The sequence below is a fragment of the Thioalkalivibrio sp. HK1 genome (assembly GCA_000583135.1).
Taxonomy (GTDB): Bacteria; Pseudomonadota; Gammaproteobacteria; order HK1; family HK1; genus HK1.
The window spans coordinates 22,100-48,584 of record JFBG01000004.1; the positions used below are offsets into that span (position 1 = coordinate 22,100).

Consider the following 26,485-nt stretch of genomic DNA (forward strand, 5'->3'; position numbering starts at 1 on the left):
GAAAGAAAAAATATCGTTTTGGTCTAATTCTCAACCCTGCGAGTCGATATGTTTTTGGGGTGACCTGATTGAAATTGAAAATGATAGAGGAATTTTTGAATCAGATGATTGTGCTATAGAATCTATCGAATCCAGCGGTCAAATTAATGGAGCACATAGATAATGAATAATTGGCGCGAAGTCAAACTGGGGGATATCGCAGATATCGGTACCGGAAAGACTAATAGACAGGATGAGACTAAAAATGGAGCATATCCTCTGTTCGATCGATCATCGGTAGTGAAAAGAAGTGATAAGTATCTCTTTGATTGTAAAGCAGTCATCATTCCGGGGGAGGGAAAAGAATTCTTACCGAGATATTTCTCTGGTAAATTTGATTTGCACCAAAGGGCGTATCGTATAACATCAAAATCTGAAGCAAGTGTCAAAACTAAATTTCTATATTACTATTTGAATCAACATAGAGATTATTGGGAGCGAGTGGCTGTCGGGACAACCGTAAAATCCCTGAGACTCCATTCGTTTACGGATTTTCCAGTGAAGTTGCCACCAATTGAAGAGCAAAAAGCAATAGTCCATGTTTTAGGCATGTTGGATGATAAAATTGAATTGAACCAACAAATGAACGAAACCCTTGAGTCCATGGCACAGGCGATTTTCAAAGACTGGTTCATTGATTTCGGCCCAACCCGTCGCAAGATGGAAGGTGCCACCGACTTGGATGTTATCCTCGGCGGCTTACTCAGAACATCTGAAAAAGCCAGAGAAATAGTCGACTTGTTCCCTTCTGCTCTAACTGATAACAGCCTACCGAAAAAATGGAAATACACCACTGTTGGAGAACGATTTGATGTTAGAATTGGCCGAACTCCACCTAGAAAAGAGAGTTGGCACTTTACTAAACAAACTACGGGTGTGCCGTGGCTTTCAATTAGAGATCTAGCCGACTGCGGAGTATTTGTTCATCAAACAGCTGAACGATTAACTGGTTGCTCCATAAAAAATTGTAGAATACCATTGGTTATGGCAGGCACAGTATTAGTAAGTTTTAAACTAACAGTCGGACGCGTATCAATTGCCGAGTGCATGATGACTACCAATGAAGCAATTGCGCATTTGAATTCTACAGATAGAAGTCCCATGCCATACTTCACATACTGTTGGATGAAGAATTTCGACTATTCGTCGCTGGGAAGCACATCTTCGATTGCTACAGCAGTAAATTCAAAATCAATTAGAAAAATACCTTTTCCAGAGTTTGGAGTTGATGTTGAAAATGAATTTGGGCTTCTAATAAAACCGATTTTTGAATTGATTTTAATCAATGCAAAGCAAAATCGCATTCTACTTGCTACTCGGGATCTAATACTTCCCAATTTTATATCTGGTAAAATTCATTCGCATGAATTGAGGATGATAAGTTGAAATCTTACTTTGAAAATCGCTTCTGCGAATACCTAGACTCTAGTTGGACCGTTTCCATTGCAGGAAATGAGTATCAAAGCTCAGAAGTATTCAAAATATGTGATCCTACTAGTTATGATGCTTCTTTCACCGAGTGGATTGAGGATCAAAAAGATAGCGCCCGCCAACGCGTAAAAGAATTTTTGTCAGAGAGAGGTTGCCTTCAGAGATTTAATCGTCTAGCAGAGCAAGTAATCAACAATCAAGTTTTACCGTTTGTTGGTGCTGGTATGTCTAAACCTAGCGGCTTTGTCCTTTGGAGGACGTTTTTGAAAGAGCTGGCGAAAGAAGATTCTGGAGTTGAATCCAAGATAGAAGAATTAATATTAAAGGGACATTTTGAGGATGCAGCTCAGTGCATTGTGGATCACTTTAATGAAAACATCCTTGCAGAACAAGTTGAAAATTATTTCTATCGACAATTGTTTGAGGTGAAAGGACCTGTTCTACTGTTGCCTTCGCTTTTTAATCAAGGCTGCATGACAACGAATTTTGATATTGTCCTAGAAAAGACATATCGAGAGCATGGATCTGAATTTGACAATATTTTGGTTGGTGATGAGCTGAAAAAAATATGTAATAACGCAGAAATAGATGGCCACATGCTGTTTAAAATTCACGGTAGTGCAAATAATGCTACCGGACGCATTCTTACAACTAGAGAATACGAAGAAGTATATGAAAGAGATAAATCTTTACCGGACTTATTTGCTAAATTAGTTGTAAATCGGAGCCTTTTGTTTCTTGGATGCAGTCTTAGCATGGATCGAACATTTCAAGCTCTTCGTCAAATTAAAATTAATATAAATAGCAAAAAGTCCAATAAAAGACTTAATATTCGCCATTATGCATTGCTAGCAGATCCTGGTTTCGAAGAAATTCCCTGTCGTCGTTCTGATCTTGAAAAGGCTGAAATTCATCCTATTTGGTATCCATTAAAAGAAGGAATAATGGATCATGACAGCTGTATAGAAGATATTTTGGTTGCATTGAGTGTAGGACCGATCAATGAATAAATCAATAAATCTCACTAGCATATCAGAGGACACGGTCGAGAAGTCTGCTCTTTCATTCATGGATGAACTTGGATATGCTTACTTTTCGCCTGAGGAAACATCTCCCGACGAGATTGGTTCTCAGCGTGCTACCTATCAAAGTGTGATTTTGCAAGGGAGACTGCAATCCGCTGTCGATCGTCTCAACCCATCGATCCCAAGTGACGCCATTGAAGAAGCCTTGCGGGCATTGCAGCGACAAGAGACGCCCAACTTGGTGGAGGAAAACCGCCAGGTTCATCAGATGCTGGTCAACGGAATCGATGTTGAGTATTTGGCTGAAGACGGTACGATTCGAGGGGATAAGGTCTGGCTGATCGACTTTGCCAATCCGGAAAATAATGACTGGGTGGTCACCAATCAGTTTCGCGTTGTCGAGGGCAAGTATCATCGGCGACCGGATATCGTTGTTTTTTTGAATGGCTTGCCCGTCGCTGTTATCGAGTTGAAGAACCCGGTCGGAGAAACATCGAGTCTCGATAGTGCATTTCGTCAGATTCAGACATATAAGAATCAGATCCCCTCGCTGTTTCGCACCAATTGTTTGTTGGTTGTTTCCGATGGATTGAGCGCCCGGATCGGATCGCTGACTGCCGATTGGGAACGCTTCATGCCATGGCGCTCGGTGACGGGTGAGGTCGATGACTTCACGCCTCGTGGAGGTATCGAGCTGGAAACATTGTTGCGAGGTGCTTTCGAGAAATCGCACTTGCTTTCATTGATCCGTGACTTTACGGTTTTCACGGATAAGGGTGATGGTCTTTCCAAAATCGTTGCCGGGTATCACCAATTTTTCGGGGCGCGCAAGGCGTTTCGTCGTGCGATCGAGGCATCATCTCCCGAGGGCGATCGGCGTATCGGGGTGATTTGGCATACGCAGGGTTCGGGCAAGAGCCTGTCGATGGCTTTTCTCGGTGGATTGTTGGTGCGCTCCAAGGAGCTCAAGAACCCGACCCTAGTCGTTCTGACCGACCGCAACGACCTCGATAATCAGTTGTTCGGTACTTTCAGTATGTGCAAGGACTTGATCCGCCAGACCCCCGAGCAGGCGGATTCCCGTGAAGGGCTTAGGAATCTGCTGAGGCGGAAAAGCGGCGGGGTGGTTTTCACGACGATTCAAAAGTTCTCGCCGGATCGAGGAGAAGAGCGATTTCCTGCATTGACCGAGCGTGAGAACGTGATCGTGATCGCCGATGAAGCCCACCGTAGTCAATATGGTTTCGATGCGAGGCTCGATCGAGACACCGGCGAGTTCGGCTACGGCTATGCGCACTATATTCGGCAAGCGCTCCCCAAAGCCTCCTTCATCGGCTTTACCGCCACCCCGATCGAGAGCGCGAATACGAGCACGGGGGCGGTTTTCGGGAAGGAAATCGATGTTTACGACATCAGCCGGGCTGTGGAGGACGAAGTAACGGTTCCGATCTTCTATCAAAGTCGGTTGGCGAGAATTTCACTTGACGAAGATGAAAAGCCTCGCATCGATGCCGAAATCGAATCGATTCTTGAAGACGAAACCCTCCCGGAGCAGGAAAAAACAAAAGCGAAATGGGTCAACGTGGAGGCATTGGTCGGCTCGGAAAAACGATTGACCCAAGTGGCGGCCAATTTGGTGGATCACCTCGAAGAGCGACTGAGCGCTATAAATGGCAAGGCGATGGCAGTTTGCATGAGTCGCCAAATTTGTGTCTCTTTGTACGAACATATCAAAAAACTGAGACCGAAGTGGTGTGCCGACGATGATGACGAGGGCGAACTGAAAGTCGTGATGACCGGATCGGCATCGGATCCCGTAGAGTGGCAGATACATGTTCGCAATAAATCGGGGCGCGAGAAAATTGCCAAGAGAGCCCGAGACCCGGACGACCCGCTAAAACTGGTCATTGTCTGCGATATGTGGCTGACGGGCTTCGATGCTCCCTGCCTGCATACCATGTATATCGACAAACCCATGCGCGGTCATAATCTGATGCAGGCCATCGCTCGCGTGAACCGGGTGTTCAGGAATAAACCGGGTGGTTTGATTGTCGATTACATCGGCATCTTGCAATACCTCAAAGAGGCGTTGGCGGAGTATTCGGATGCCGATCGCAAGAGAGTCGGCGTCGAGGAGGAAGACGCCATCGCCGCTTTGAAGGAAAAACTCGATATCGTGCGTAAGATGTTTCATGGGCATGACTACCAATCCGGTATTTCAGGTGAGCCCAAACAGCGCTTCGAGGCGCTTGGTCTTGCAATGAACTGGATTCTCGATCGGCAGGAAAAGGCTGCTGCGCAGAAGGATAACGAGAAGGGTAAGGCAACGGCGCGCAGGCGTTTTCAGTCGGCAACCGCCGAACTGGTCAAAGCGTTCGCGCTGGCAGCGGCCAGTGATTTCGCTCGAGGAGCCAAAGACGAGGTCGGATTTTTTCAATCCGTGCGCTTGGCGATGATGAAAACATCGCCCGAAGAAGATACCAAATCAAAAGCGAGGCTGTTCGCTATCAAGCAGCTAATCGAGGAGGCCATTGCCAACGCCGAAATCATCGATATTCTCAAAGCGGTGGGAATGAAATCCCCGGATATTTCCATCTTATCCGAGGAATTTCTGATGGAAATGAAGAAAATGGAGCAGAAAAACCTTGCTCTCGAAGCCTTGAAGAAATTGCTGAATGATGAGATCGTTCGCCTCGGCAAAAGGAACGTTGTTCTAGGTAAGACTTTCTCCCAAAGGCTGGAAGAAATCGTAGCCAAATATCACTCGAACTCTATCTCGACGGTCGAGGCGATTCAAAGAATGATCGACTTGGCCAAAGACTACAAGTCGTCCATTGCCCGAGGTGAGAAGGAAGGTATCTCAGAAGAAGAATTGTTATTTTACGATGCCCTTGCCGAAAACGATAGCGCTGTCGAGGTGATGGGGGATGAAAACTTACGCATCATCGCCGTTGAACTTGTGAAAAAAATGAAATCGAGCGTGACGGTGGATTGGCATAAAAAAGAAAGCGCGCGAGCGAGGATGCGCAGCCTTATCCGGCGTATCTTGAAGAAACACGGATATCCGCCGGATCTTGCCGGCGGAGCGATCCAGACCGTTATCGCCCAAGCGGAGGCCGTGCTGGCCGAGATATCATCTATGAACTGATCGACGGATTAGTGATCGGCAGTCTTTTCGATAAGACGGTCTGGACGGGTATGATTCCTATTCAAGCGCTATCCGATTTGTCCGTCGTTCGATATCGGCACAACGGTCGATCACATCATCGAAAGTATCTGCACTATCTAGCAAGAAACCGTTATCAACCATATATTTATAATCGGTTTCAAGTGCCGAGCGAGCATCACCGGTTGGAACCAGCTGCAATTTTCCGCTAATGAGATCACCATAGTCGATGGGGTTGCCCTCGACATTTTTCATACGGAAGAACATTGCGTTGTGTTTCACCACCGAATCGGCAAGGGTTCGGTCTTTTAACGCTACATCCGCTATGCCTGCATCATCGAGACGAACCAAGTCATACCAATGTCGCGCGAAACGTTCAGCTCGTAAGCGTTGCTGAAGGCAAAAAACATGGACCGCCGCCATCTTTTCCCAGAAAGTTCGTTCGGCATGCATCACTCGAGGTTTTACCTTCGGGAACACGACTCCATCGACAAACCCGTCCATATCGCATTTCACATCGCGCAAGGCGGCGGGCTCGCCGGTTGAACGCGCACCGAACTCCAAAATAACGACAGGATCAATATACTTGGATATCGTCTCGATTGTGGTCTCGTAAGCAATGAATATCCTTTCACCGTCGGCGCGAATATTCACGGACAAACCTTGCTCCAAGGCGGCATCCTGCAAATAGGACTTTGCCTCGCCTTTGACCCATTCAGCCAAACGTTGGCGGGCTTCTTTTGTCCAGCGCTTCTCTTGGCTGCGATTTGGCGGCAACGCTTCATCACTGTCGCCCACCAAGTCGGGGGCGATCGCGCGAATATCGTAGGTGATATCGACATCCTCAGAGAAGCGTTTGATGATATTGTAAGCCTTTGAGAGCGATGTCCCACCTTTGAATATGAGATGTTCGCCGAATGCAGACTCGAAGATGGTCTGTAATGACCAGACCACCCAAACGTCTTTTTCAAGAAGATGGGCGCGACGTCCCAGACGACCAACTACTCGGTCTATGATATATCGCCGGGTCTCGTATGGCAAAGACAGAAATTGATCAGACATGTGATTCTCGGTTTAAACTTTGAGCCAACCATTTCGGCAGCTGAGATGCAACTGCTGCCATTACATCAAAGGCCGTAGAAGGAATCTTTCCTTTGAGTGTATCGAGTGCGCTTTCAGCTTCCTCGGGTCCGAGCCATGCTAGGGCGCGAACGACTTCCCCTGCAGGATGGTTGGCCAAGACTAGCTGCCAAGATGGTGCATGTCGTAGCTCCACTTTCTGTTTGCCGATAGTGAGCGTGCGGCTACGGCCGGAAGTCAGAAAAATATGCCGCATCGGTATCTGTGTTATCAGCCCCAGTGCATTTGCCGCGTCCGCGCCGTTCGAAACGATGGTTTCTCCTCGCTGCTCTGCTAGTGCTCTGATTGCCAGCTCCACCGAGGGAGGATACGTGCCGAACCGGTTTTTTACCGGGCGAAAATAGATACCTCGTTCTACCCGAAGCAATTGTTCGCGTTTGGCCAAGCGGGAGAGGGATTGGTTCACCGCGGCACGACTGCCGAGGTGAAGCAGGCTGCTCGCCATCAGAGGAGTCCCTTCCGGAAGTTTCTCGGCATGTGCCAAGATTTGTTCGGTTAGTCGCTTCATGTCTCGTTCCCCGTCGGTTTATCGGGATAATATGCACTTTTCCTGCATGTGACAATACATCCGACGCAGATTCATCCCCATTTTCTGCAGATCTTTCTTCATGAGTCCTTATCATAAACCAGATCCATGATTTCATCTCGAATAACCTGCCCGGTAGCCGCTTTTTTGCCTGAAATAGACAACAATGGCTAAGGGAGCCCCGCTTGGGTGATGATCCGAGCTAGCCAAGTCGGGAGCCGAGGGGCGGCGGATACCAAGTCTTCGAACTCCTTCGAAGGAAGCGTCTCCTTCAGTTTCTTGAGCCCTTTTTCGGCATGATCGGGTCCGAGCCAATCCAATGCGCGAATGGCCTTCCCCGCGGGACGGTTGGCGAAGCTCAGCTGCCAAGACGGTGCATGCCGCAGTTCGACCGATTGTTCGTAGAACATCAGTGTTCGGCTGCGGCCGGAAGTCAGGTAGAGATAGCGAACGGGCATCTGCCTCGTCAGCCCTAGCAAGTTTGCGGCCGATGCGCCGTTCGGAACGATGGTCTCTCCCCGCTGCTCAGATAGTGCTTTGATTGCTAGTCCCACCAAAGGTGAGCGCGTGCCGAATCTGCCTTTGATCGGGAGAAAGTAGATGCCTCGTCCGGCGCGAATCAGTTCCCCGCGCTTGGCCAAGCGGGACAGTGCTTGGTCCACCGCGGCACGGGTGCCAAAGCGAAGCAATCCCTTCGCTGTCAGTGGAGTGCCTTCAGGGAGTTGTTCGGCGTATTCCAATATCTGTTCGCTCAGTCGTTTCATGATCGATCTCCTGTCAGAATGTCATAATATTATACCGTTCTTCTGACAGATTTCAATGCTCTCGGTGTAGATTCGTCAGCATTTCCCGTAGGCCGTTCTTCGTGAGGCTTCATGGTCGATCGATGTCCAATCCTCTCGGTAGCCGGTGTTTTTGCCTGAAATAAACAACAATGGCTTAGGCGCGAGCCGCTTGGGTGATGATCCGAGCCAGCCAAGTCGGGAGCCTAGGAGCGGCGGACACCAAGTCTTCGAACTCTTTCGAAGGAAGCGTCTCTTTCAGTTTTTTGAGTCCTTTTTCGGCATGATCGGGTCCGAGCCAATCCAAGGCGCGAATAGCCTTCCCCGCGGGACGGTTGGCGAAGGCTAGTTGCCAAGACGGTGCATGCTGCGCAGTTTGATTGTCCCCAGTCCTAGTGTTATTCGGGATACTAAATTAAGGCTTAATCCAAGATCTGATCATAGGGAATAACAGAGATATTCCATAGCAATTCAAAAAAGAAATAAAGAACTGGGTTCGGCTCGGAAGAAGCGAATAACGGCGAATCTCAATCACGAGGCCGTGAATCCAATGGACCTTAGGTGAGCCCATCGATCGGGTGGTTCGAAGCATTGAGTAACCACGACGGATGTCAGTCTCTAGCGAAAAAAAGCAAACAACAGATCTCTGGGGGGGATAATGAGTGCGACGCAAAGGATTTAGATCTTGATAGCCTTCGGCCCAATATGAGTGAACTCACCACGATCTACGATCTCCAATATGAGAACATCAAGAGATTGGAGACCGGCCGCACTTTAGAGAGCACAGGAGGTCGTCAAAGCGATGAATATCGTCGTTTTGGCCTTATATCAGGTTAAGTTAAGATGTTTCTAACCGTATCCTGATATCGTCTAGATTCTGTAGGTCGCGACGAAGAATTTGTCTGGCACAATCAAAGCAGTAGCGATCCCAATTTCTGCCTTTTTTCACATTCAGACGGATATCACCAGACATAATTCTATGTTTTGAATTTGCCTGACAGTTATGTGCTCGTTTTGCATGATCAATTTTTACTTGCGTTATCAGAGACTTTATTCGAGCCATTGAAAATTTCCTCTGTGGCTTGCGCGGTCAATCTATCGAAATTTTCTTCAATATGATTGAGTTCATTGATATTGAATTCATTGCGAGAACCTCCGGCGCGATCAACCGACTGATTTATTGCTCTGTCGATTGCTGATTTAATGACGACAAAATTAGAGCGATCAAGGTGTTGTCGATCTAAATTTCGCCCTTCTGGGTTGATATTATGCTCACTAAGTATGCGTCCTACCTCTGTTTTAACACGTTCATCCAATTCTGCACGCTTGGCCTGCCTTTGTCTAGCCTTGGTGACCGGTACAGAATCTAATCGCTCAAATTCTTCTTTTATTTCATCTGCAGAATACCCTTCGTCTCTGAGGGTTTTTAGGGCAGCAAGAGCTTTGGGGTTTTCCCGGAGTAGAGGAATTGTTTGCAACATAATATCATCTTGACTTTTAATGCTAAAACTTGCTTCATTGACATTACGTTGACGAGGAATAATCTCCAATTCATCTCCAGTGGAAAAATCAAGTTCTTCAATGGGTAAGAATTGTTCAAAGAAGTCTTTGTCAGATTCGCTGTATTCTTGGAAATCTTGCCATCGTCTCGCAATGTTTGTACCGGCATGAAAAATAACCGTTCCCTGATTAATAATACTTTCTGGATCATCTTGCTTGATCACTCGCATAATACGACCAACAAATTGCACAAAAGGAGATAGGTTTGAAAAGATGCTAAAAATCGCAGCTACGCTCAAAAATGGATGATCGAAACCTTCACCAAGTTTTCTCACTTGAACAATCACATCAAGCTCATGAGACTCCAATTTCTCTAGGATTCTTTGATTGGTTTCTCTATTCTCACGCGAATGAACGAAATCTGCAGATTGTCCACGTTCTCGATAGGACCTTACAATTTGATGGCAATGATTATAGTTCAGTGCCGAAGCAATAATCTTCAGGCGCTTTTCGCCAGTTTCTTCGCGTTTCTTCTGTAGTTCACGAATTGAAGCGTCTACAATGGTATTTAGCGTCTCAGTTGAAGTCACAATGCTTCGGCGAAAGTTTGGGTTTTCTTCTCCAAGGCGACGAACTTCATCAAGATCTATATCGACGTCGGTGCCATCTTTATGATGTACATATCGCAAAGTTGCAGGATTTAGAACAACAGCTTTTAGCTGTTTGACATAACCTTCTCGAATAGCACGAAAAATAGAAAATGAGTAGAGAATATGACCCGCCATCATTTGTCCATCTGCTCGTTGGGGTGTCGCACTAAAATTGATAATTCGAGCTTTCGAAAATTTATTTTTTAATATCGTCCAACTTTCTGCAACACTATGATGCCCTTCATCAAAAATAATTAGATCAAAGAAATCATTGGCTAAATTCTGGAGCCAGCGATTCTCATCGCCTTGGAGCTGTTGAATATTGGTCAGTACAATATGAGCCTCTTCAAGGTCTGCTTGATTCGTTGTTTGACCGCGAATTTCAACAGGCTCCGGATAAGGTGGTCCTGGAAGTACCTTGCACTTTTGATAGAACATCTGCGACTGAGCAGGATCGAAGTCATTAAATAGCTGATGTGCAATGTTCAAACCAGGAGCGACAACAAGAGTTCGTTGAGACTTGAATGCAAATGGAGCCAGCGTAATGCAACCTGATTTGCCACATCCTACAGGCAAAATAACGCCAATCTCACGTTCATCTATTTTCTGGTTCTGGGCAAATTTCACTAGTTCTTCAAAAGATTCGCGCTGAGGGACACGGAGTAGTTGATTTCCAACAATTGACGGATTCGATTGCTGAAATGGGTTGCTTTGCGTCACGACTCTCTCCTACACATATTTAACGAAACAGGATGGGGGTGGTCTTGAATATCGACATTGACCTTCATTATTTTTTTGCTTTCCCAAATGGATCTTTGTCGATAAAGAGATTCACACTCTCGCCAGTGGAATATAAGAATAACTCAGAAATTGTATTTTGTCGAGACATTTCTCAGAGTCTGACCCGAAAGACAGTGACTGCTGCGTTCCGTAGGAGATGCGTCAGTGCTTTGGTTGTTTTGGGTGATAGGTGAATTCTTCCCCCTGCGAAATTTAGATGCGATGGTGGTTGATGCCTATCGTTGCGGGGAGAGATTTTTGGAATATGAAGCGCTTTTCGGGGGCATGAGGTCAAGGCGATAGATTTTGCTATTTCTTCATCCATGGGAAAGGTTCGGGGTGTCATGCGGGGAGACTGGACTCTTGGATTGGTTCGGCTCGAAGTGCTCGCCGATGTCACGGCTCACTTTCCTTGAGGGTAGTCCCTTGATGGAAATCAGGTGGCGTGATAGAGTGAGCGCGATATATTTGCGCTGAATGGTCTAAAGGGAGATGGGCTATGGCCGGTATCGCTCGCACTTTATCTCTTGTCCTCGGTCTGCTGGGGGCGTCGTTTTTTCCTGCATACGGGGCGGACGGCGTTGCTTCCACCGACGAGGAAGGTAGTCTGATCCTTTCGACCGATGGGATCTCGGTCATCGAGGGAGGGAACGAGGAAACGCTCACGATACGGCTCGGTTCGCAACCGAGCGAGGATGTCAGGGTGGTTTACCGGCAAACCAGTCCCCACATCCAGATCCGGCTTCCGTCTCCGTATTATGTCGCTTTTACCCCATCCAACTGGGATGTCCCGCAGACCATCCGTGTCAAGGCCTTCGACGATGCCGATCAGGTGGACTACACCACCACGGTCTCGTTTCTATCCACCGCTTATGAAACGAAGATATTGACCGTCAACGTATTCGACTATGCATCGGTCGCTCCGGCAGGTGAGATTGCCTTATCTCCGACATCGCTTTCGATATCCGAAACGGGTCAGGGGCGGATCACCGTCAAACTCGGCGTTCGCCCGAGCGCTCCGGTCACGATATCGCTGACCAATGTGAATCCCGATATCTCGATCAACCCGAGGACGCTGACATTCACGAACGGTACCCGGTTCCAAAGCGGCAATTGGAGCGAAGCGAGGGTCGTCGATTTATCGGCAAGGAAGGATAGCGATAACGACGACGATAGCGATACCATCACCTTGAGCGCATCCGGTGGCAATTACGAGGGGCTAAGCGCGAGCACTTCCATCACCGTCGTCGATAAAAAAGACGAAGGGAGGCCTTTCGATATCCAAGGCAGCCACGAGATAGGTGGTTTGAAAATGAAGGAGGGGGAAACGAAGGTCATCTCCTTCGTCGCCACCGACGGCATTCTGCCCGATGTGGATACCGTGGTATCGCTGACCAATACGAATCCCGATATCACCCTTACCCCGAATTCGCTGACCTTCCGCCCGGCGTCCTCCGGTACCCTTAGGGGCAATTTGATACAACTCGTCAGTGTCAGCGCCGCGCAAGACAGCGACATGTTGGACGATTCCGACATCATCACTTTGGTGGGGAATATCGCTTCGAGCAGGAGGATATTGGTCAGTGTCGAGGACACCACATCGCCGCCGGAAGGGGCGCTGATCTTGTCGGATGGGGCGCTATCGGTGGACGAGGGGCGCACGGTGACCTTCACCGTCAAGCTCGATACGAGACCGTCCGAGGATGTTCAGGTATCGCTGACCAATACCAATCCCGATATCACCTTATCTCCGGCCTTGCTGACCTTCACCGCCTCGAACTTCGATGTCGTACAGACCGTCACCGTCAGCGCGGCGCATGACAGTGACTATAGGGATGAGCGCGATACCATCACGCTCGAGGCATCGGGCGGGGGCGGCATATACGCCTCGGCGAGAGCTGATAAATCGGTTGCTATCGTCGATGACGATATCGGGGGGCGCCCGGTGCTGTCGACCACATCGTTGGATATCGACGAAGGGAACTCCAAGACCTTCACCGTCAAACTCGATAGACAGCCGAGCGATGCTATCTCGGTATCGTTGGCCAATACGAATCCCGATATCACCGTCAATCCGACCTCGCTGACCTTCACCGCCTCGAACTTCGATACCGCACAGACCATCACCGTCAGCGCCGCCCGGGACGATGACGACCAGGACGATACCGACACCATCACCGTTTCCACCGCCGGCTTCGCTCCCGAGATCGTCGAGGTCAGCGTCGATGAGGACGAGGTAACCGCACCGGTCGAAGGGTCCGGCGAGGAGATCCTCCTCTCCCCGACAGGTGCCCTTGCGCTCGACGAAGGGAGCAGTAAGACGCTCGAAGTCAAACTCGGCGCCCGGCCGAGTGCGGATGTCACCATCGCGATTGCCAACGAAAACCCCGATATCACCCCCACCCCGGCATCGCTGGTCTTCACTGCATCGAACTTCGATACGGCGCAAAGCGTGAGCGTTGCGGCGGCGCTGGATGACGACGATGCGGACGATACCGATACCCTCACCCTGAGCGCATCGGGTGGTGGCTACGATTCGATCTCAGCCACCAAAGCGATCAGCGTCATCGATATCGATAGCGAAGGCGGGCTCCCCGGGATATTGGTCTTGTCGAGCACATCGTTGAATCTCGACGAGGGGAGTTCCAAAACCTTCACCGTCGCCCTCGACAGGCAACCCGATACCGATATCCCGGTATCCATCGGCAGCACGAATCCCGATATCACCATCGCCCCGACCTCGCTGACCTTCACCCCCTTGAACTTCGATAATCCCCAAGTCATCGACGTCGAGGCGAGAGTGGATGACGATAGGGCGAACGATACCGATACCATCACCGTGTCGGCGCCGGGGTTTGCCCCCGAGATACTTCTCATCGTCGTCATCGACAATACCTCGATCACTCCCGCAGGCGAGATCGTGCTATCCAATACCGGTGAGCTGAGAATCGACGAGGGAGCGACGGGCACCTTCACCGTCGCTCTCGATACAAAGCCGAACGCCGATGCCTGGGTATCCCTTTCGAGGTCGAATCGCGATATCGAGATTTCCCCGAGCCGGCTGGCGTTCGGGGCATCGAACTGGGATGTCCCGCAAAGCGTTTCCATCACCGCAAAGAGCGATGCCGATACCGAGGACGATTTCGGCACCGTCATCTTGAAGGCGACCGGGGGGATCGCCGCCTCGCCCGCAACGCTTCCGATCGTTATCATCGACAAGACCGTCATCTTGCCGGAGACGCCGGGCAGGCTGAGTTTGTCGCCGGGGAGACTGGTGATCGGCGAGGGCGGATCGGGAACCTTCACCGTCGCCCTCGGCGTTCTCCCGAGCGCCGATGTCACGGTATCGCTGACCAAGACGAATCCCGATATCGCCCTTTCATCGACATCCCTGTCCTTCGACGCCTCGAACTGGAATGCGGCCCGCACCATCACCGTCAGCGCCGCGCATGACAGCGACGGCACGGACGATACCGACCTTGTCGAACTCGTCGCATCGGGCAGCAACTATTCCGATGTGCGAGCCACCAAATCGATCACCGTCAGCGATGGCGATATCCAAGAAGGCATCCCCGGTCTCGTCCTGTCGACCAGGGTTTTGAAGATAACCGAAGGAGGCTCGAATACCTTCACCGCTCGGCTCGACTATCCCCCGAGCGGGGATATTCAGCTATCGCTTTCCAGTACGAATCCCGATATCACCCCCTCCCCGTCCGAGTTGTGGTTCACCTCATCGAACTGGGTGGATCGACAAAGCGTCGTTGTCAGCGCAAGGGAGGATAGCGATAGCCGGTACGATGCCGGTACCATCATCATGAGCGCAAAGGGCGATTCCCGCGGCTTCATCGACTTGCCGAGCATGATCGTGGTCCTCGTCAACGACACCACCCCTCCCGAGTCATCATGGGAGACGGGCAGGCTGAACCTGTCGACGAGAACGCTCGCTATTCGAGAGGGAGAATCCGGGACATTCATCATCGCGCTCGGAGTGCGTCCGAGCACCGATGTTCGGGTATCGCTGACCAAGACGAATCCCGATATCGTCCTTTCCCCGGCGGCGCCCTTGCTGTTCACCGCTTCGAACTGGCACGCCCCGCAAACCGTCACCGTCAAGGCCATGAACGACGATGACGATGTGGATGACAGCGACACGATCACGGTCACCGCATCGGGCGGCAACTACGACGAGGTGACGGCCGGCAAATCGATCACCGTCGCCGACGACGATGTCGAAGGGGGAGTGCCCGACCTGTTGGTCCTTTCGACCACATCGATGAGCGTGGACGAGGGCGCCTCGAAGCGCTTTTCCGTCAAACTCGGCATCCCGCCGAGCGGCAAGGCGAAGGTTTTTTCGATGGTCTCCGATGCCGACGCCGATATCACGGTATCCCCGGTCTCTTTATCCTTCACCGATACGAATTGGAACCGGTGGCAGTCCTTTACCGTCAATGCCTTGCAAGACAGAGATGCCACGGACGATGTCGCCCTCGTTGTCTTGAAAGCCCTCGGCGGGGTCGTTGCCTCCACCAAGACGATCTTGGTCACGATGGTCGACACGATCGCCGACATCCCACCGCCCGAGACGGGCACGCTGAGGTTGTCGCCCCGGCCGCTCGAGATCGAAGAAGGGACATCGGGGACCTTCACCGTCGCCCTCGGAGTGCGACCGATCGCCGATGTTTCGGTATCGCTGGTCAATACGAATCCCGATATCGCGCTCTTTCCCGAAGGACCTTTATTCTTCACCGCTTCGAACTGGAACGAGGCGCAAACCATCACCGCCACCGCTGCGCACGATGACGATGATCGAGACGATATCGATACCCTCAGACTCGACGCATCGGGCGGCAACTACGACGGGGCGAGCGCCGACTACTCGATAACCGTCTTCGATGACGATATCGAAGCCGGAGAAGGCGGTGACGAGGGAGAGGGCGGCGAAGGCAAGGCCCCCGAGATCGTCCTGTCAAGGGCATCTTTGAGCGTGGCCGAGGGCGGATCGCAAACCTTCACCGTCGAACTCGACTCCCGGCCGAGCGGAACCCTTTCCGTTATCGCAGAAGCGAGCGCCGCCGGCATCACCCTATCCCCGACCTCCCTATCCTTCACCGATTCCAATTGGGATAGAGCGCAAGCCATCACCGTCTCCATCTCGCAAGGAAGCGATGTGCCGAAAAACGGCACCATCACCGTCTCCGCCGCCGGCCTTGCTTCCAAGACCCTTGCCGTCAAGGTCGGCGACGAACCGGCCGAGCCGCCGAGTGCGCCGGAGGAGGTCAAAGGCGCGCTCGTTCTATCGACCAGAATGCTTTCGATCGGCGAAGGAGAGGCCGGGATGTTCACGGTGGGCTTGGCAATCCAGCCCAGCCGGACGGTGACGATATCGATCGATTCCGACAACCCCGTTATAAATATCGACGAAGCCCGGCTTTATTTCACCCCCTCGAATTGGAGCGCCACGCAAGTCGTCAGCGTCGATGCCAATATCGATGAAGACACGCTGGACGAAACCGCCACCATCACCCTCACCGCCCAGGGCGGCAACTACGAAGGAGTCGATGTCGAGGTGATCGTCGAAGTGATGGATGACGACGAGCCGATTGCCCTGCCCTCGGTGGACTTGCCGGTCAAGGCCCAAGCCTTGGCCCTTCCGCCGCCCACCGTTCAAGACAGCGCCACGATGCGCGTCCGATGCCGAAGCGCCACCTCCCCTTGCATCGTTCGCTTCAACTGCGCCGCCCAAGACGGCACCGTCTTGACCGGCGTCTTGCCGTGGACCATCCCTCCGCTCGGGAGCATGTCCTTCGATTCGAAAGAGATCGCCGAGATCGTCGGTGGCTCGTGGGAAGGCAAGGGACGCTTGGGGTGCGAACTGCAAAGCGACGCCAAACTCGGCTCGCAAGTATGGACACGCTCGGGCAACGGCGTGCTGGTCAACAACAGCGCCTCGATTCGAAGCGCCCAGGAAGGCACCGGATATCGAGCCGATATCGAATCGATCCCCTCCCCCGACAGCCCGGAAAAATCGAATATCCGCATCCGCTGCCTCGCCCCGCCCGGAGCCTCATGCACCCAAGTACACCTTGCCTGCTTCGACGATAACGGCACCGAGTACCCCGGCACCCTCGATCCGATCCCATCGAGAAGCGTGCGCCACCTACAAACCCGAGACATCGCCGACATCATCGGCCACCGATGGCAGGGAATGGGCCTATCGTGCGAACTGCGATCGGATCAACCCTTCACCGCCCAAGTCCTGACCCGAACCGGAGGCGGCGGAGCCTTGGTCAACAACAGCGCAACCGGTGCGAGATAACCGCAATCCCTACCCGACAACAAAGCCGGGGCGACAACAAAGCCGGGGGCCAGCCGCCAAACCTGCGCGCACGGCAAGCCCCCGGTTTTTTATCGATCCTGACAGCGTTATAGAAATCCTCGCTGCAATAGCCCTAGCAATCGAACAGCATCCCGCCTCCCAAAAACCCAACGAAGACCTTGCCTAACCCCGTTCCCATCATGCCGCCGAATCCCCATCCCTGAAAGCCCCCGACACCATCTCATCCAAAGCCTCGAAAAAATCCTTCGAAAGACCATCGAACGATCGCCCCTCGAACACCTCCCCGCCTTCCGAACCCCCATCGATCTCCACCACCCCGTCAGGCATGATCTCGACCGCAAAACTCCAATCATCGATATCGAACTCCAACGAAACCCCACCATCAATGGTGGGAAAAATACGAAAAAGATCGGCAAGATCCGCCCGAGCGGAAATCAATTCCTTCGCCTGCAACAAAGCCAACTCAACAACCCGCTCCCCTTGGCCGTCCCCCAACCACCCTTTCTCGATCTCGGACAGTTCTTGCAGCCGCTCGATAGATCCCATGAAAGACCCCCCTCTATTCGAGTTCTTCAAAGACACAGCGTAAGACTTGATTATAGGAGAGAGTCGATGCGCATCAACAGTGGATTACAATAGGATGCCAAATCCCCTATTTGCACGAGAAACAAGGATTTGCTTTTTGATTGTAGATGTATAAAAGTTATCGACAACATAAAACAATCATTTAGGAAATACAAGGACTACCATAGCCCTTGATAGCCGATCCGATGCTACGAACACCGTTATCGAAATTTTCGAGCCAATCAGAAACGGTTTCGTGTCACAATACAACAACCGCCGATCTTGATGCATAATGGTATATGATCTGCTTTCAAAAGATGCAAAGACAGGCTAGTAGGGATATCCGAGAGAAAACCGGATATCCGGTCGATTCTTGCGTCTAGCCCATTTCCGTCGACGATGAGATGTTTTCAAGAAATCAGATGACCATTTTGCCGACCAAATATATTCCCTTGGATTTCTCCATCCTAGGAGTGGCGTCAATTATCGTGCAAGAAATTCAGCCCAACGACACCGTATCGACGCTTTGGGATCGGCTATCTACGGACGAACGGGTCCGGACATTCAACCGATTCGCTGCCGCGCTCACGCTGCTTTTTGCAGTGAGAGCATTGGAGTTCGACGGTGGTGTGCTATGTTTGACTTCGTTGGGAAAAAAAGAGAAATGATCACGCAGATTCGATCCAATTTGGAAGATTTTCATGCTGTTGCTTTCAAATCCGGCATGAACATCTTTTTGGCAGACGCCGACAAGGATTGTGATGAGAAAGCCAGCAAGAACGAATCGAGCAAAACGATCCTGATTCGGATTATCCATTTTTGCTTTGGCAGCGATATTGGGCGCGATAAGACTTTCGGTCATCCGAAGGCAGATGGCATATCCTTTGGAATGACATTTATATGGAACGATCGCCCGATCATGGTTGATCGGAGAACGAACGAAAACACGGTGCTTGTTTCCAGGGAATTCTTGACAGGAATCGATGTCGAGGTGGTCGAACTGGAGGACGGACGCCTTCGACTATCCCTCGACGACTGGAAAATTGTTCTATCCGCACGATTCGTGCCCGATGCCGAAATTTCGCCCGGTAGATTCTCGCCGTCATTTCAAGAGTTGCTGCAATATCTCATTCGCTCGGAAGAGGCTGCGTTCAACGATCCCTCGGTATCTTTTCAGGGGCAGCGGAGTCCGAGCAAACAATTGCTCACCTCGTTTCTTCTGGGACTGAACTGGAGTAAACAGCGAGAGATTCAGGATCGGGATAAAGATCGAAAACAATTGATCTTAGCCATAAAGTCCATCCAAGGCGCACAAAAATCGATAAACGAGCAGTTGATCGGAGATTTGGAGGCCGAGAGAATTGCTCTTGAAAAGCGGATCGATCGCAATAGAGAAGAAGCGTCCCGTTTCAGGGTTCGAGATGACTACCGAGATATCGAGAACCAGTTGAATGAAGTCAGTCGCGAGTTGCATAACCATATCAACGAGAATCACAGTGATCAGAAATTGCTTGAATGTTGTCGACTCAGTACCAAGAGCGCCCCGGAAGCCCCGGCAGAAGATCCCGTGATCATACTCAAGGAAGCCGGTGCGATCTTCAAGGAAGAGACTCTTCGCTCCTTGGACGAAGTGTCCCGTTTTCACCGACAGGTATACAAGAACCGCGGTGAATTTCTTCAATCGGAAATCGACAGACTCGATGCGGAGATCGCATCGCGCAATGCCCGCATCGATGACCTATCAGGTCGAAAACAGAGTTTGCTCGAGATCTTGCAATCGAGCGGAGCACTGGAAACGCTCGTGGAGTTGCGCAGAAATCTCAACGACCTCGAATCTCAAGTCGAGACACTCAAAGCCCGTATCGACGAGAGAAAACGCTTCGATCGCCGAAAGGACGAGATCGCCCAAGAGATTCTCGGCATCAAAAAACTCCTGAAACGAGATCTGGATGACAGACGAGAAATCGTCGACGAAGCCATCGGCCTCTTTGAAGAATACATCCAAAAATTATACGGAGCCCCAGGAAAACTGGTAATCGATGTAAGTGACAAGAACCCGGGCTACCGATTCATCTTCAAAATCGATCGAGAAAGAATCACCGGAGCCAACCAAATACTCGTCTTCTGCTTCGACCTGATGATAGCAACCCTACGAGCGCGCCGAGGTCAGCCATTTACGACCTTGATCCACGACAGCTCATTCTTTGCTGATGTAGATCCAAGACAATACGAACGAGCACTGCAATTTGCTGCCACAACATCCGAGTCCGAGGGCTTTCAATACATCTGCTGCATGAACGCAGGCGCACCACCTAACGCTCGTTTAGGAGATCTCAATCTCTATTGTAATTATTGAGGATCAATGCCCCATAAATCCACGGCTTTTGCTTTCAACTCTTCATGACGCTTCTTGAGGGCTTCTAAATTCCACTCTGATTTGAGACATAGATCTTTTGTCATATTAAAGGAACTCTTTCGATTGGAATATTCGTATGCTTCTTTCTTTTTATCAAAAGGACTATTTTGGGCAATTCCGTTTTTTCTTCTGCTAAGCAGAGTCAAATTTCCAAGAGTATTGCAAAGCTCTTGATGCTCTTCTTCGTTAAATCTAGTTGTCCAATAGTCTTGATTGTTGATTTTTTGAGGAAGAATATGCTCGATAGTGATTCGCCCTTTATAATTTCTTTCTACATTTTCATCTTCGTAAGTTTCATCCAATTTGAGCAAAATAGATTTGACTAGATTGATAATTCTAGGACGAGATCCATCGTAAAACTTCGATTTATCGAGAACTTTATCGAAGGGTTGTTTTATATTATTTTCGACAGATAAGTCTCTAACGCAGCTCATAACGCTCTCGATAGATGCGTCCTCTTTATTAATGGCCTCTACAGCATAGTACCGAACGGATTCTCGCTGACTTTTATGCTCATCTCGAAGCCATGCTTGAACATAGGCGCGTTGAAATAAATCGATAAACTGATCAAATTCATACGAGGTGGCGGATGAAAATTTCTTTCTAAACGCCATAAATGCAGGAAGCCACTCGTCTTTTGTTCCTATCTCTTCTAGAAATTTCATGATTCGGGATGAAGTGGCATCATTGGCTAAAATCTCGCTATGTAAATCTGCTGATTTAGCAAGAGAATCAGATACTTCAATCGCAGTAGATGAAGCATGATCATTTTTCTTCAGGCGATCGGTGTAGTATGAATAAATTTTCGATTTGACCCGGTTTCGATCTTTTTTCTCAGAGCTGGCATTCAGTCTCAAAAAAGCATCTATGCTATCAATGCCAATATTTTCCTCAATGGTTTTCCAGTTTTCTTCTACTCGTTGAGAATCTGTTACGCTAGAAGTAACTTTTTCTAATAGAGTATTCTTGATCAAGTCTGCATCACTTAAGGGTTGCCCGCGATGATTTAGAACATGGAACATTCTAAAGGATGATTCTCTATCATCAACCTCAACAAATACAACATATACCTTTCGTGCAAGATGTGCTGCCAGTTTTCTCAGTGAAAGTGATTTTTTCTCTTTCAGCTCCTCTAGAAATTTGGAAATAGCACCTGCATTATTTCGAAAAACTTTTTCGGTATCTGTATCTTTTTCCGGTTTTTGCACAATCGCATCATTCGACATTTGATCTTTATAGAATTTCCCCTCTTTGTCTCTTACATTGATAACAGGTCGATCTAATTTATTTTCAGAAAGAGAATCTTTGTACAAATACATTCTTCTTAGCTCAGACCTTAAGTCACTGTCTTCAATAATTTTTACTAACTCTTTCAAAATCAAAGTAAGAGTGATAAGACGTTGTTGACCATCAACCACTTCAAAATGATTGTCATTTTGAATGCAAATTAATCCACCGATATAATATTCTTTCTGCTCCTCTATGCAGCTATCATAAATATCGCGAATAAGTTCCACCGCTTGATCTTTATCCCATACGTATGGGCGTTGATAAGGTGGAATTAGATATTGCTTTCCCCCTAAATGAGTTAGAATATCTTCTACACTTTTAATCTCGGCTTTCATCGGTCACCTCCAAGGGTGTTTTTGGATTCGTTATCGAGCACGATCGGCTACATCGTATTTTTTCACCGCTCGATCACTAATCATCATCAGCTGACATACTGAAGATGTTTTTCAAAGCAGGGCGGCGGGTTTTGGTCCGCCGCCCTGCTTTGGTGGGTGCATCTCTCAGTCGAAGAGGATGACGCTGCGGGCGACGTCGCCGGCGGCGAGGGTTTGGTAGGCCTCGTTGATTTCGTCGAGGCGCCAGGTGCGGCTGATCATGGGGTCGATTTTGAGGCGGCCTCTCATGTAGAGGTCGGTCAGTTTGGGGAGGTCGACCCAAGGGCGGGCGGAGCCGTACCATGAGCCGACGATGGCTCTTTCGGTGCGGGGTAGGGAGAGGGCGTTGATTTCGATGATGTCGTTTTCCGGGGCCATGCCGACGATGACGGTGGTGCCGCCGATGCGACACATTTCGTAGGCTTGGATGATCGTTTTCGGATTGCCGATGACCTCGAAGGCGTAATCGACGCCGCCTTTGGTCAGCTCTCGAACGCGGGCCACGGCGTCGCCGTTGCCGGCGTTGATGAGGTCGGTGGCTCCGAATTCTTTGGCGTATTCGAGTTTGTTATCGAGCAGGTCGACGGCGATGATGCGATCCGCACCGGCCAGCAGCGCTCCTTGGATGGTATTGAGGCCGACTCCGCCGCATCCGATCACCGCGACATCGCTGCCGGCTTCGATCCGGGCGGTATTGGTGACGGCGCCCAAGCCGGTCATGACCGAGCAGCCGATCAGGCAGGCTTTGTCCAAGGGCATGTCGGAGCGGATCGGTACCGCCCCCGATTCGGGGACCACCGCGTATTCGGCGAAGCAGGCGGTGCGGGTCATGTGGTGGATATCCTGACCGTTGCGATGCAGGCGGACGGTGCCGTCGAACATGAATACCCGGCCGGCCTCGATGCCGTCGCAGAGCACGGGGCGTCCGACGATGCAATGATCGCAGTGGCCGCAGTTGGCGCGGAAGTTGAGAATGACATGATCGCCCGGGGAAAGTCGGGTCACTCCGGCCCCCACCTTCTCGACGATCCCGGCGCCCTCGTGTCCCAGGACGACCGGTTTGGGCATCGACCATTCGCCTTTCATGACGTGGTAGTCGGAATAGCACACCCCGGCGGCGGCGATGCGTACGAGGACTTCGCCGTCTTTCGGATCGTCGAGTTCGACCGTTTCGATCGCAAGGGGTTTGTTGGCTTCGTAGAGAACCGCTGCCTTCATTTCCATCGGCTTTTCCTTTGTGTGTGGATATTCAAGTGATCAAGGGTGGGGGTGGATGGGCGCGCGCAATGATCAGGCTTTCTAGCTCGCCGCCGGAAGTCCGGCAAGGGCCATCGCCACCTCGCTTTCGTCGTATCGCTCTTCCGGCAAGCGGCCGGCGTGGTAATCGATATACGCTTGCATGTCGAAGTGGCCGTGTCCGCAAAGGTTGAAGAGGATGGCTCGGCTTGCGCCCTCTTCCTTGCAGCGATTGGCCTCGGCGATGACCGCTTTGATCGCATGGTTGGCTTCCGGAGCGGGGATGATGTGCTCGCAGCGGGCAAAGAGCGTCCCCGCCTCGAAGCATTCGATCTGGGTGAAGGACACCGGCTCCACGAGCCCCAAGTCCACGCAGTGGCTGACCAGCGGCGCCATGCCGTGATAGCGAAGCCCGCCGGCATGAAAGCCCGAAGGGACGAATGCGGAGCCCAAGGTGTGCATCTTGACCAAGGGGGTCAGCTGCGCGGTATCCCCGAAATCGTAGGTGTAGCGGCCTCGGGTCAATGAGGGGCAGGCGGCGGGTTCCGCCGCCACCGCTTTGATATCGGGACCGCCGCGCAATTTGCGACCGATGAAGGGGAATGCGATGCCCGCGAAGTTGCTTCCCCCGCCGGTGCAGCCGACCACGATATCGGGGTAGTCGTCGACTTGCTCGAACTGGGCGATGGCTTCCGAGCCGATCACGCTTTGATGCATCAGCACATGATTGAGAACGCTGCCCAAGGCGTAGTTCGTGCCTTCGTTCGAAGCCGCCTCCTCCACCGCTTCGCTGATGGCGATCCCCAATGAGCCGGTGCTTTCGGGATTGGCTTCGAGCACCGCCCGCCCGGCGGCGGTCTCGGGGCTCGGGCTTGCGATGCAGGTCGCTCCGTAGGTTTGCATCATCGCCTTGCGATAGGGTTTTTGGTCGAAACTCACCCGCACCATATAGACCTTGATTTCGAGCCCGAACAGGGCGCCGGCATGGGAAAGCGAAGAGCCCCACTGTCCGGCACCGGTTTCGGTGGTGATGCGGCGAATCCCCGCCTCGCGGTTATAGAAGGCTTGGGGGATCGCGGTATTGGGTTTGTGGCTGCCCGCCGGGCTCGTTCCTTCGTACTTGTAGTAAATCCGAGCGGGGGTGTCGAGGGCGCGCTCCAAGCCTCTTGCCCGATATAAAGGGGTCGGCCGCCATGCGCGGTAGGCATCGCGCACCGGGAGCGGGATTTCGATATCGCGCTCGGTGGAGACTTCCTGGGCGATCAACGACATCGGAAACAGGGGGGCGAGATCATCCGGCCCGATCGGTTGTTTGGTGCCCGGATGCAAAGGCGGGGATAGCGGGCTCGGCAAGTCCGCTTGCAGGTTGTACCAATGGGAGGGGATTGCCTCCTCGCCGAGGGTGATTTTGATGCGATCGCTCATCGGGCTCTCTCTTTGGATCTTATTTTATGGTCGGCGGAATTGACGGGGCTTTCTCGGCATTTCGAACCCCTGATCGTGCGCAAGCCCCGCCCGAGATGGTCAGGCGGGATTTGGTAGCATAATGCAAGAGTCGGTGCTATGGATGATCGAGGCTTCGGCTTGGCTTCGACGATCGTTCGTATTCGTACCAAAACTTGATGCGTATCAAGACCCGATGGTCTATCCGAGTCCGATCGCTGCCCGAACGCTTTAACCGCATCGCATAACCAAGATGCCGATAGCGAAGTCCCGGATGCCCGACACCGAATGCTCGACACAAGGGATGAAGCCTTGAACGATTCCAAGGGCTTCTCGTTCGTCTACCCGATAAAAAGGAATCGACCCGCCATTTCGAGGATCGAAGAAGATGAAAACCCCCATTCGGTTGTTGATGTCGATGGTCGTCGCCGTCATGACCATCGCCGGGGCGAATGCCGTTTTCGCCCAATCGGGCTATGTGCCCTTGCTGCTGCCGGAGAATGTCAATCCGCGCTGGGAAAGTCAGGACGCCGCGTTTTTCGTCAAACACATGAAGGCGATGGCTCCGGATGTCGAGGTGGAGGTGCTCAACGCCAACAACGATACCGCGACCCAGCAGCGCCAAGCGGAGCAGGCCCTTTCGAGAGGCGCCAAGGTGTTGGTGGTGATCCCCATCGACGGCGAGGCGGCGGCGATCATCGCCGATATGGCCGCCGAGGAGAATGTACCGACCATCGCCTACGACCGGATGATCCAGTCCGTCAATACCAGTTTTTGGGTGCAGGCGGATCTGCGGGCATCGGGGCGCGCCCAAGCGGCGCATATCGTGGCCAACACCAAGACCGGCGATACCCTGGTGATGCTCAAAGGCTCGCCCACCGATCCCAATGCGCCGACGATCTACCACGGTCAGATGGATGTTCTCCAACCCCTTTTCGATTCCGGGGAGCGGATCTTGGGCTACGAGAATTGGACCCAAGGCTGGGATCCGGCCATCGCCCGCCGTTCGATGGATCAGGCGCTGACCAAGCTCAACAACAATGTGCAGGGGGTCGTTTCGTCCAACGACGGCAATGCGGGCGCCGCCATCGCCTCTCTCGCCGAGCAGGGATTGGCGGGCAAGGTGCCGGTCAGCGGTCTCGATTGCACCGTCGCCGCCTTGCAGTTGATGCTTTTGGGGCAGCAGACCCAAAGCGTATGGCGCGATTTCAATTTGATGATGGAGGCCACGGCGAAGGCGGTGGTGGCGCTGATCAACGGTGATTCGCTCGATGGCATCGTGGTCGGAACGTCGCCGAAAAATTCCGCCGGGAAGGAGGTTCCGATGGTCCCCGTCGGCTTTTACAACGCGGTCGGCGAGAAGGGCGTGCGTTATGTGATCGATAACGATTCGTCCATCTCCAAAGCCGATGTCTGCAAGGGCGAAGCGGCGAAGACGAACTTCTGCAAATCGTGAGCTCCGAGGCGGTGAAGGTGTCGTCGTCCCGGGACTCGGTGCCCGGGGCGGCGGCGCCCCATTTGCAGGCGAAGGGTATCGTCAAGCATTTCGGGGCGGTGCAGGCGCTGCGCGGGGCGGATTTGGAAGTCAGGCGTGGGGAGGTCATGGGGCTGGTCGGGGATAACGGGGCCGGCAAATCGACACTGATGAAAATCATCGCCGGGGTCGACCCCGGCGATGATTTTCATCAGTGTCGATTTGCCGGCCCCGTTATCCCCGACCAGCCCCATGACCTCCCCACGCCTGACTTCCAAATCCGCCCCGCGCAGCGCCTGCACCGCCCCGAAA

General features: G+C 51.6%; 16 protein-coding genes. 7 read left to right on the plus strand and 9 right to left on the minus strand.

The window, feature by feature from the left end:
* Nucleotides 1-162 precede the first annotated feature (162 nt).
* From BF99_RS19950 to BF99_RS0101455, 3 genes are read left to right on the plus strand one after another with little or no spacing between them, the layout of a single operon-like run.
* The gene (locus BF99_RS19950; RefSeq protein WP_051482731.1) at nt 163-1,425 is read left to right on the plus strand and encodes a restriction endonuclease subunit S; all 1,263 of its coding nucleotides are present in this window, start codon (nt 163-165) and stop codon (nt 1,423-1,425) included.
* Nucleotides 1,422-2,480, plus strand: coding sequence for an SIR2 family protein (locus tag BF99_RS22330; RefSeq protein ID WP_156013116.1), 1,059 nt, complete (start codon nt 1,422-1,424; stop codon nt 2,478-2,480). The genes BF99_RS19950 and BF99_RS22330 overlap by 4 nt, the downstream gene beginning before the upstream one ends.
* A complete protein-coding gene (locus tag BF99_RS0101455) occupies nt 2,473-5,643 on the plus strand; it encodes a type I restriction endonuclease subunit R (RefSeq protein ID WP_025769453.1) in 3,171 nt (1,056 codons plus the stop codon). The genes BF99_RS22330 and BF99_RS0101455 overlap by 8 nt, the downstream gene beginning before the upstream one ends.
* Before the next feature lie 57 nt (nt 5,644-5,700).
* Here the strand turns inward: BF99_RS0101455 and BF99_RS0101460 are convergent, their stop codons facing one another.
* The 5 genes from BF99_RS0101460 to BF99_RS0101485 form a co-directional block, all read right to left on the minus strand.
* A complete protein-coding gene (locus BF99_RS0101460; protein WP_025769454.1) occupies nt 5,701-6,723 on the minus strand; it encodes a nucleotidyl transferase AbiEii/AbiGii toxin family protein in 1,023 nt (340 codons plus the stop codon).
* Nucleotides 6,716-7,309: a DUF6088 family protein gene (locus BF99_RS0101465; protein ID WP_025769455.1), complete on the minus strand. Its 594-nt coding sequence runs from the start codon at nt 7,307-7,309 to the stop codon at nt 6,716-6,718. The genes BF99_RS0101460 and BF99_RS0101465 overlap by 8 nt, the downstream gene beginning before the upstream one ends.
* A gap of 188 nt (nt 7,310-7,497) precedes the next feature.
* Complete coding sequence (locus BF99_RS0101470) at nt 7,498-8,091, minus strand: DUF6088 family protein (RefSeq protein WP_025769456.1); 594 nt, start codon at nt 8,089-8,091, stop codon at nt 7,498-7,500.
* 175 nt (nt 8,092-8,266) lie between these two features.
* Entirely contained in the window at nt 8,267-8,416 is a 150-nt protein-coding gene (locus tag BF99_RS22735; RefSeq protein ID WP_156013117.1) for a hypothetical protein, read from the minus strand.
* A gap of 715 nt (nt 8,417-9,131) precedes the next feature.
* Nucleotides 9,132-10,979 carry a DEAD/DEAH box helicase gene (locus tag BF99_RS0101485; RefSeq protein WP_038096851.1) on the minus strand — a complete coding sequence of 616 codons (1,848 nt, stop codon included), beginning with the start codon at nt 10,977-10,979 and terminating at the stop codon, nt 9,132-9,134.
* A gap of 559 nt (nt 10,980-11,538) precedes the next feature.
* Here BF99_RS0101485 and BF99_RS0101490 point away from each other — a divergent pair.
* The gene (locus BF99_RS0101490; RefSeq protein WP_025769459.1) at nt 11,539-17,355 is read left to right on the plus strand and encodes a hypothetical protein; all 5,817 of its coding nucleotides are present in this window, start codon (nt 11,539-11,541) and stop codon (nt 17,353-17,355) included.
* Between the two features lie 198 nt (nt 17,356-17,553).
* Here the strand turns inward: BF99_RS0101490 and BF99_RS0101495 are convergent, their stop codons facing one another.
* Entirely contained in the window at nt 17,554-17,922 is a 369-nt protein-coding gene (locus BF99_RS0101495; protein WP_025769460.1) for a hypothetical protein, read from the minus strand.
* Between the two features lie 440 nt (nt 17,923-18,362).
* Between BF99_RS0101495 and BF99_RS22740 the strand changes: the two genes are divergently transcribed.
* Together BF99_RS22740 and BF99_RS0101505 are read left to right on the plus strand one after the other, a co-directional pair.
* Complete coding sequence (locus tag BF99_RS22740) at nt 18,363-18,608, plus strand: ABC-three component system middle component 6 (protein ID WP_038096877.1); 246 nt, start codon at nt 18,363-18,365, stop codon at nt 18,606-18,608.
* Nucleotides 18,605-20,296 carry a DUF2326 domain-containing protein gene (locus BF99_RS0101505; protein WP_025769462.1) on the plus strand — a complete coding sequence of 564 codons (1,692 nt, stop codon included), beginning with the start codon at nt 18,605-18,607 and terminating at the stop codon, nt 20,294-20,296. The genes BF99_RS22740 and BF99_RS0101505 overlap by 4 nt, the downstream gene beginning before the upstream one ends.
* Here the strand turns inward: BF99_RS0101505 and BF99_RS0101510 are convergent.
* The 3 genes from BF99_RS0101510 to BF99_RS0101520 form a co-directional block, all read right to left on the minus strand.
* On the minus strand, nt 20,290-21,981 hold the full coding sequence (locus tag BF99_RS0101510) for a DUF262 domain-containing protein (protein WP_025769463.1): 1,692 nt from the start codon (nt 21,979-21,981) through the stop codon (nt 20,290-20,292). The two genes, BF99_RS0101505 and BF99_RS0101510, sit on opposite strands and share 7 nt — an antisense overlap.
* Nucleotides 21,982-22,146: 165 nt before the next feature.
* Nucleotides 22,147-23,244: a Zn-dependent alcohol dehydrogenase gene (locus BF99_RS0101515; RefSeq protein ID WP_197019000.1), complete on the minus strand. Its 1,098-nt coding sequence runs from the start codon at nt 23,242-23,244 to the stop codon at nt 22,147-22,149.
* 75 nt (nt 23,245-23,319) lie between these two features.
* On the minus strand, nt 23,320-24,681 hold the full coding sequence (locus tag BF99_RS0101520) for a TrpB-like pyridoxal phosphate-dependent enzyme (RefSeq protein WP_025769465.1): 1,362 nt from the start codon (nt 24,679-24,681) through the stop codon (nt 23,320-23,322).
* 406 nt (nt 24,682-25,087) lie between these two features.
* Here BF99_RS0101520 and BF99_RS0101530 point away from each other — a divergent pair, with 406 nt between their 5' ends.
* Nucleotides 25,088-26,155: an ABC transporter substrate-binding protein gene (locus BF99_RS0101530; RefSeq protein ID WP_025769466.1), complete on the plus strand. Its 1,068-nt coding sequence runs from the start codon at nt 25,088-25,090 to the stop codon at nt 26,153-26,155.
* Nucleotides 26,156-26,485: the final 330 nt, after the last annotated feature.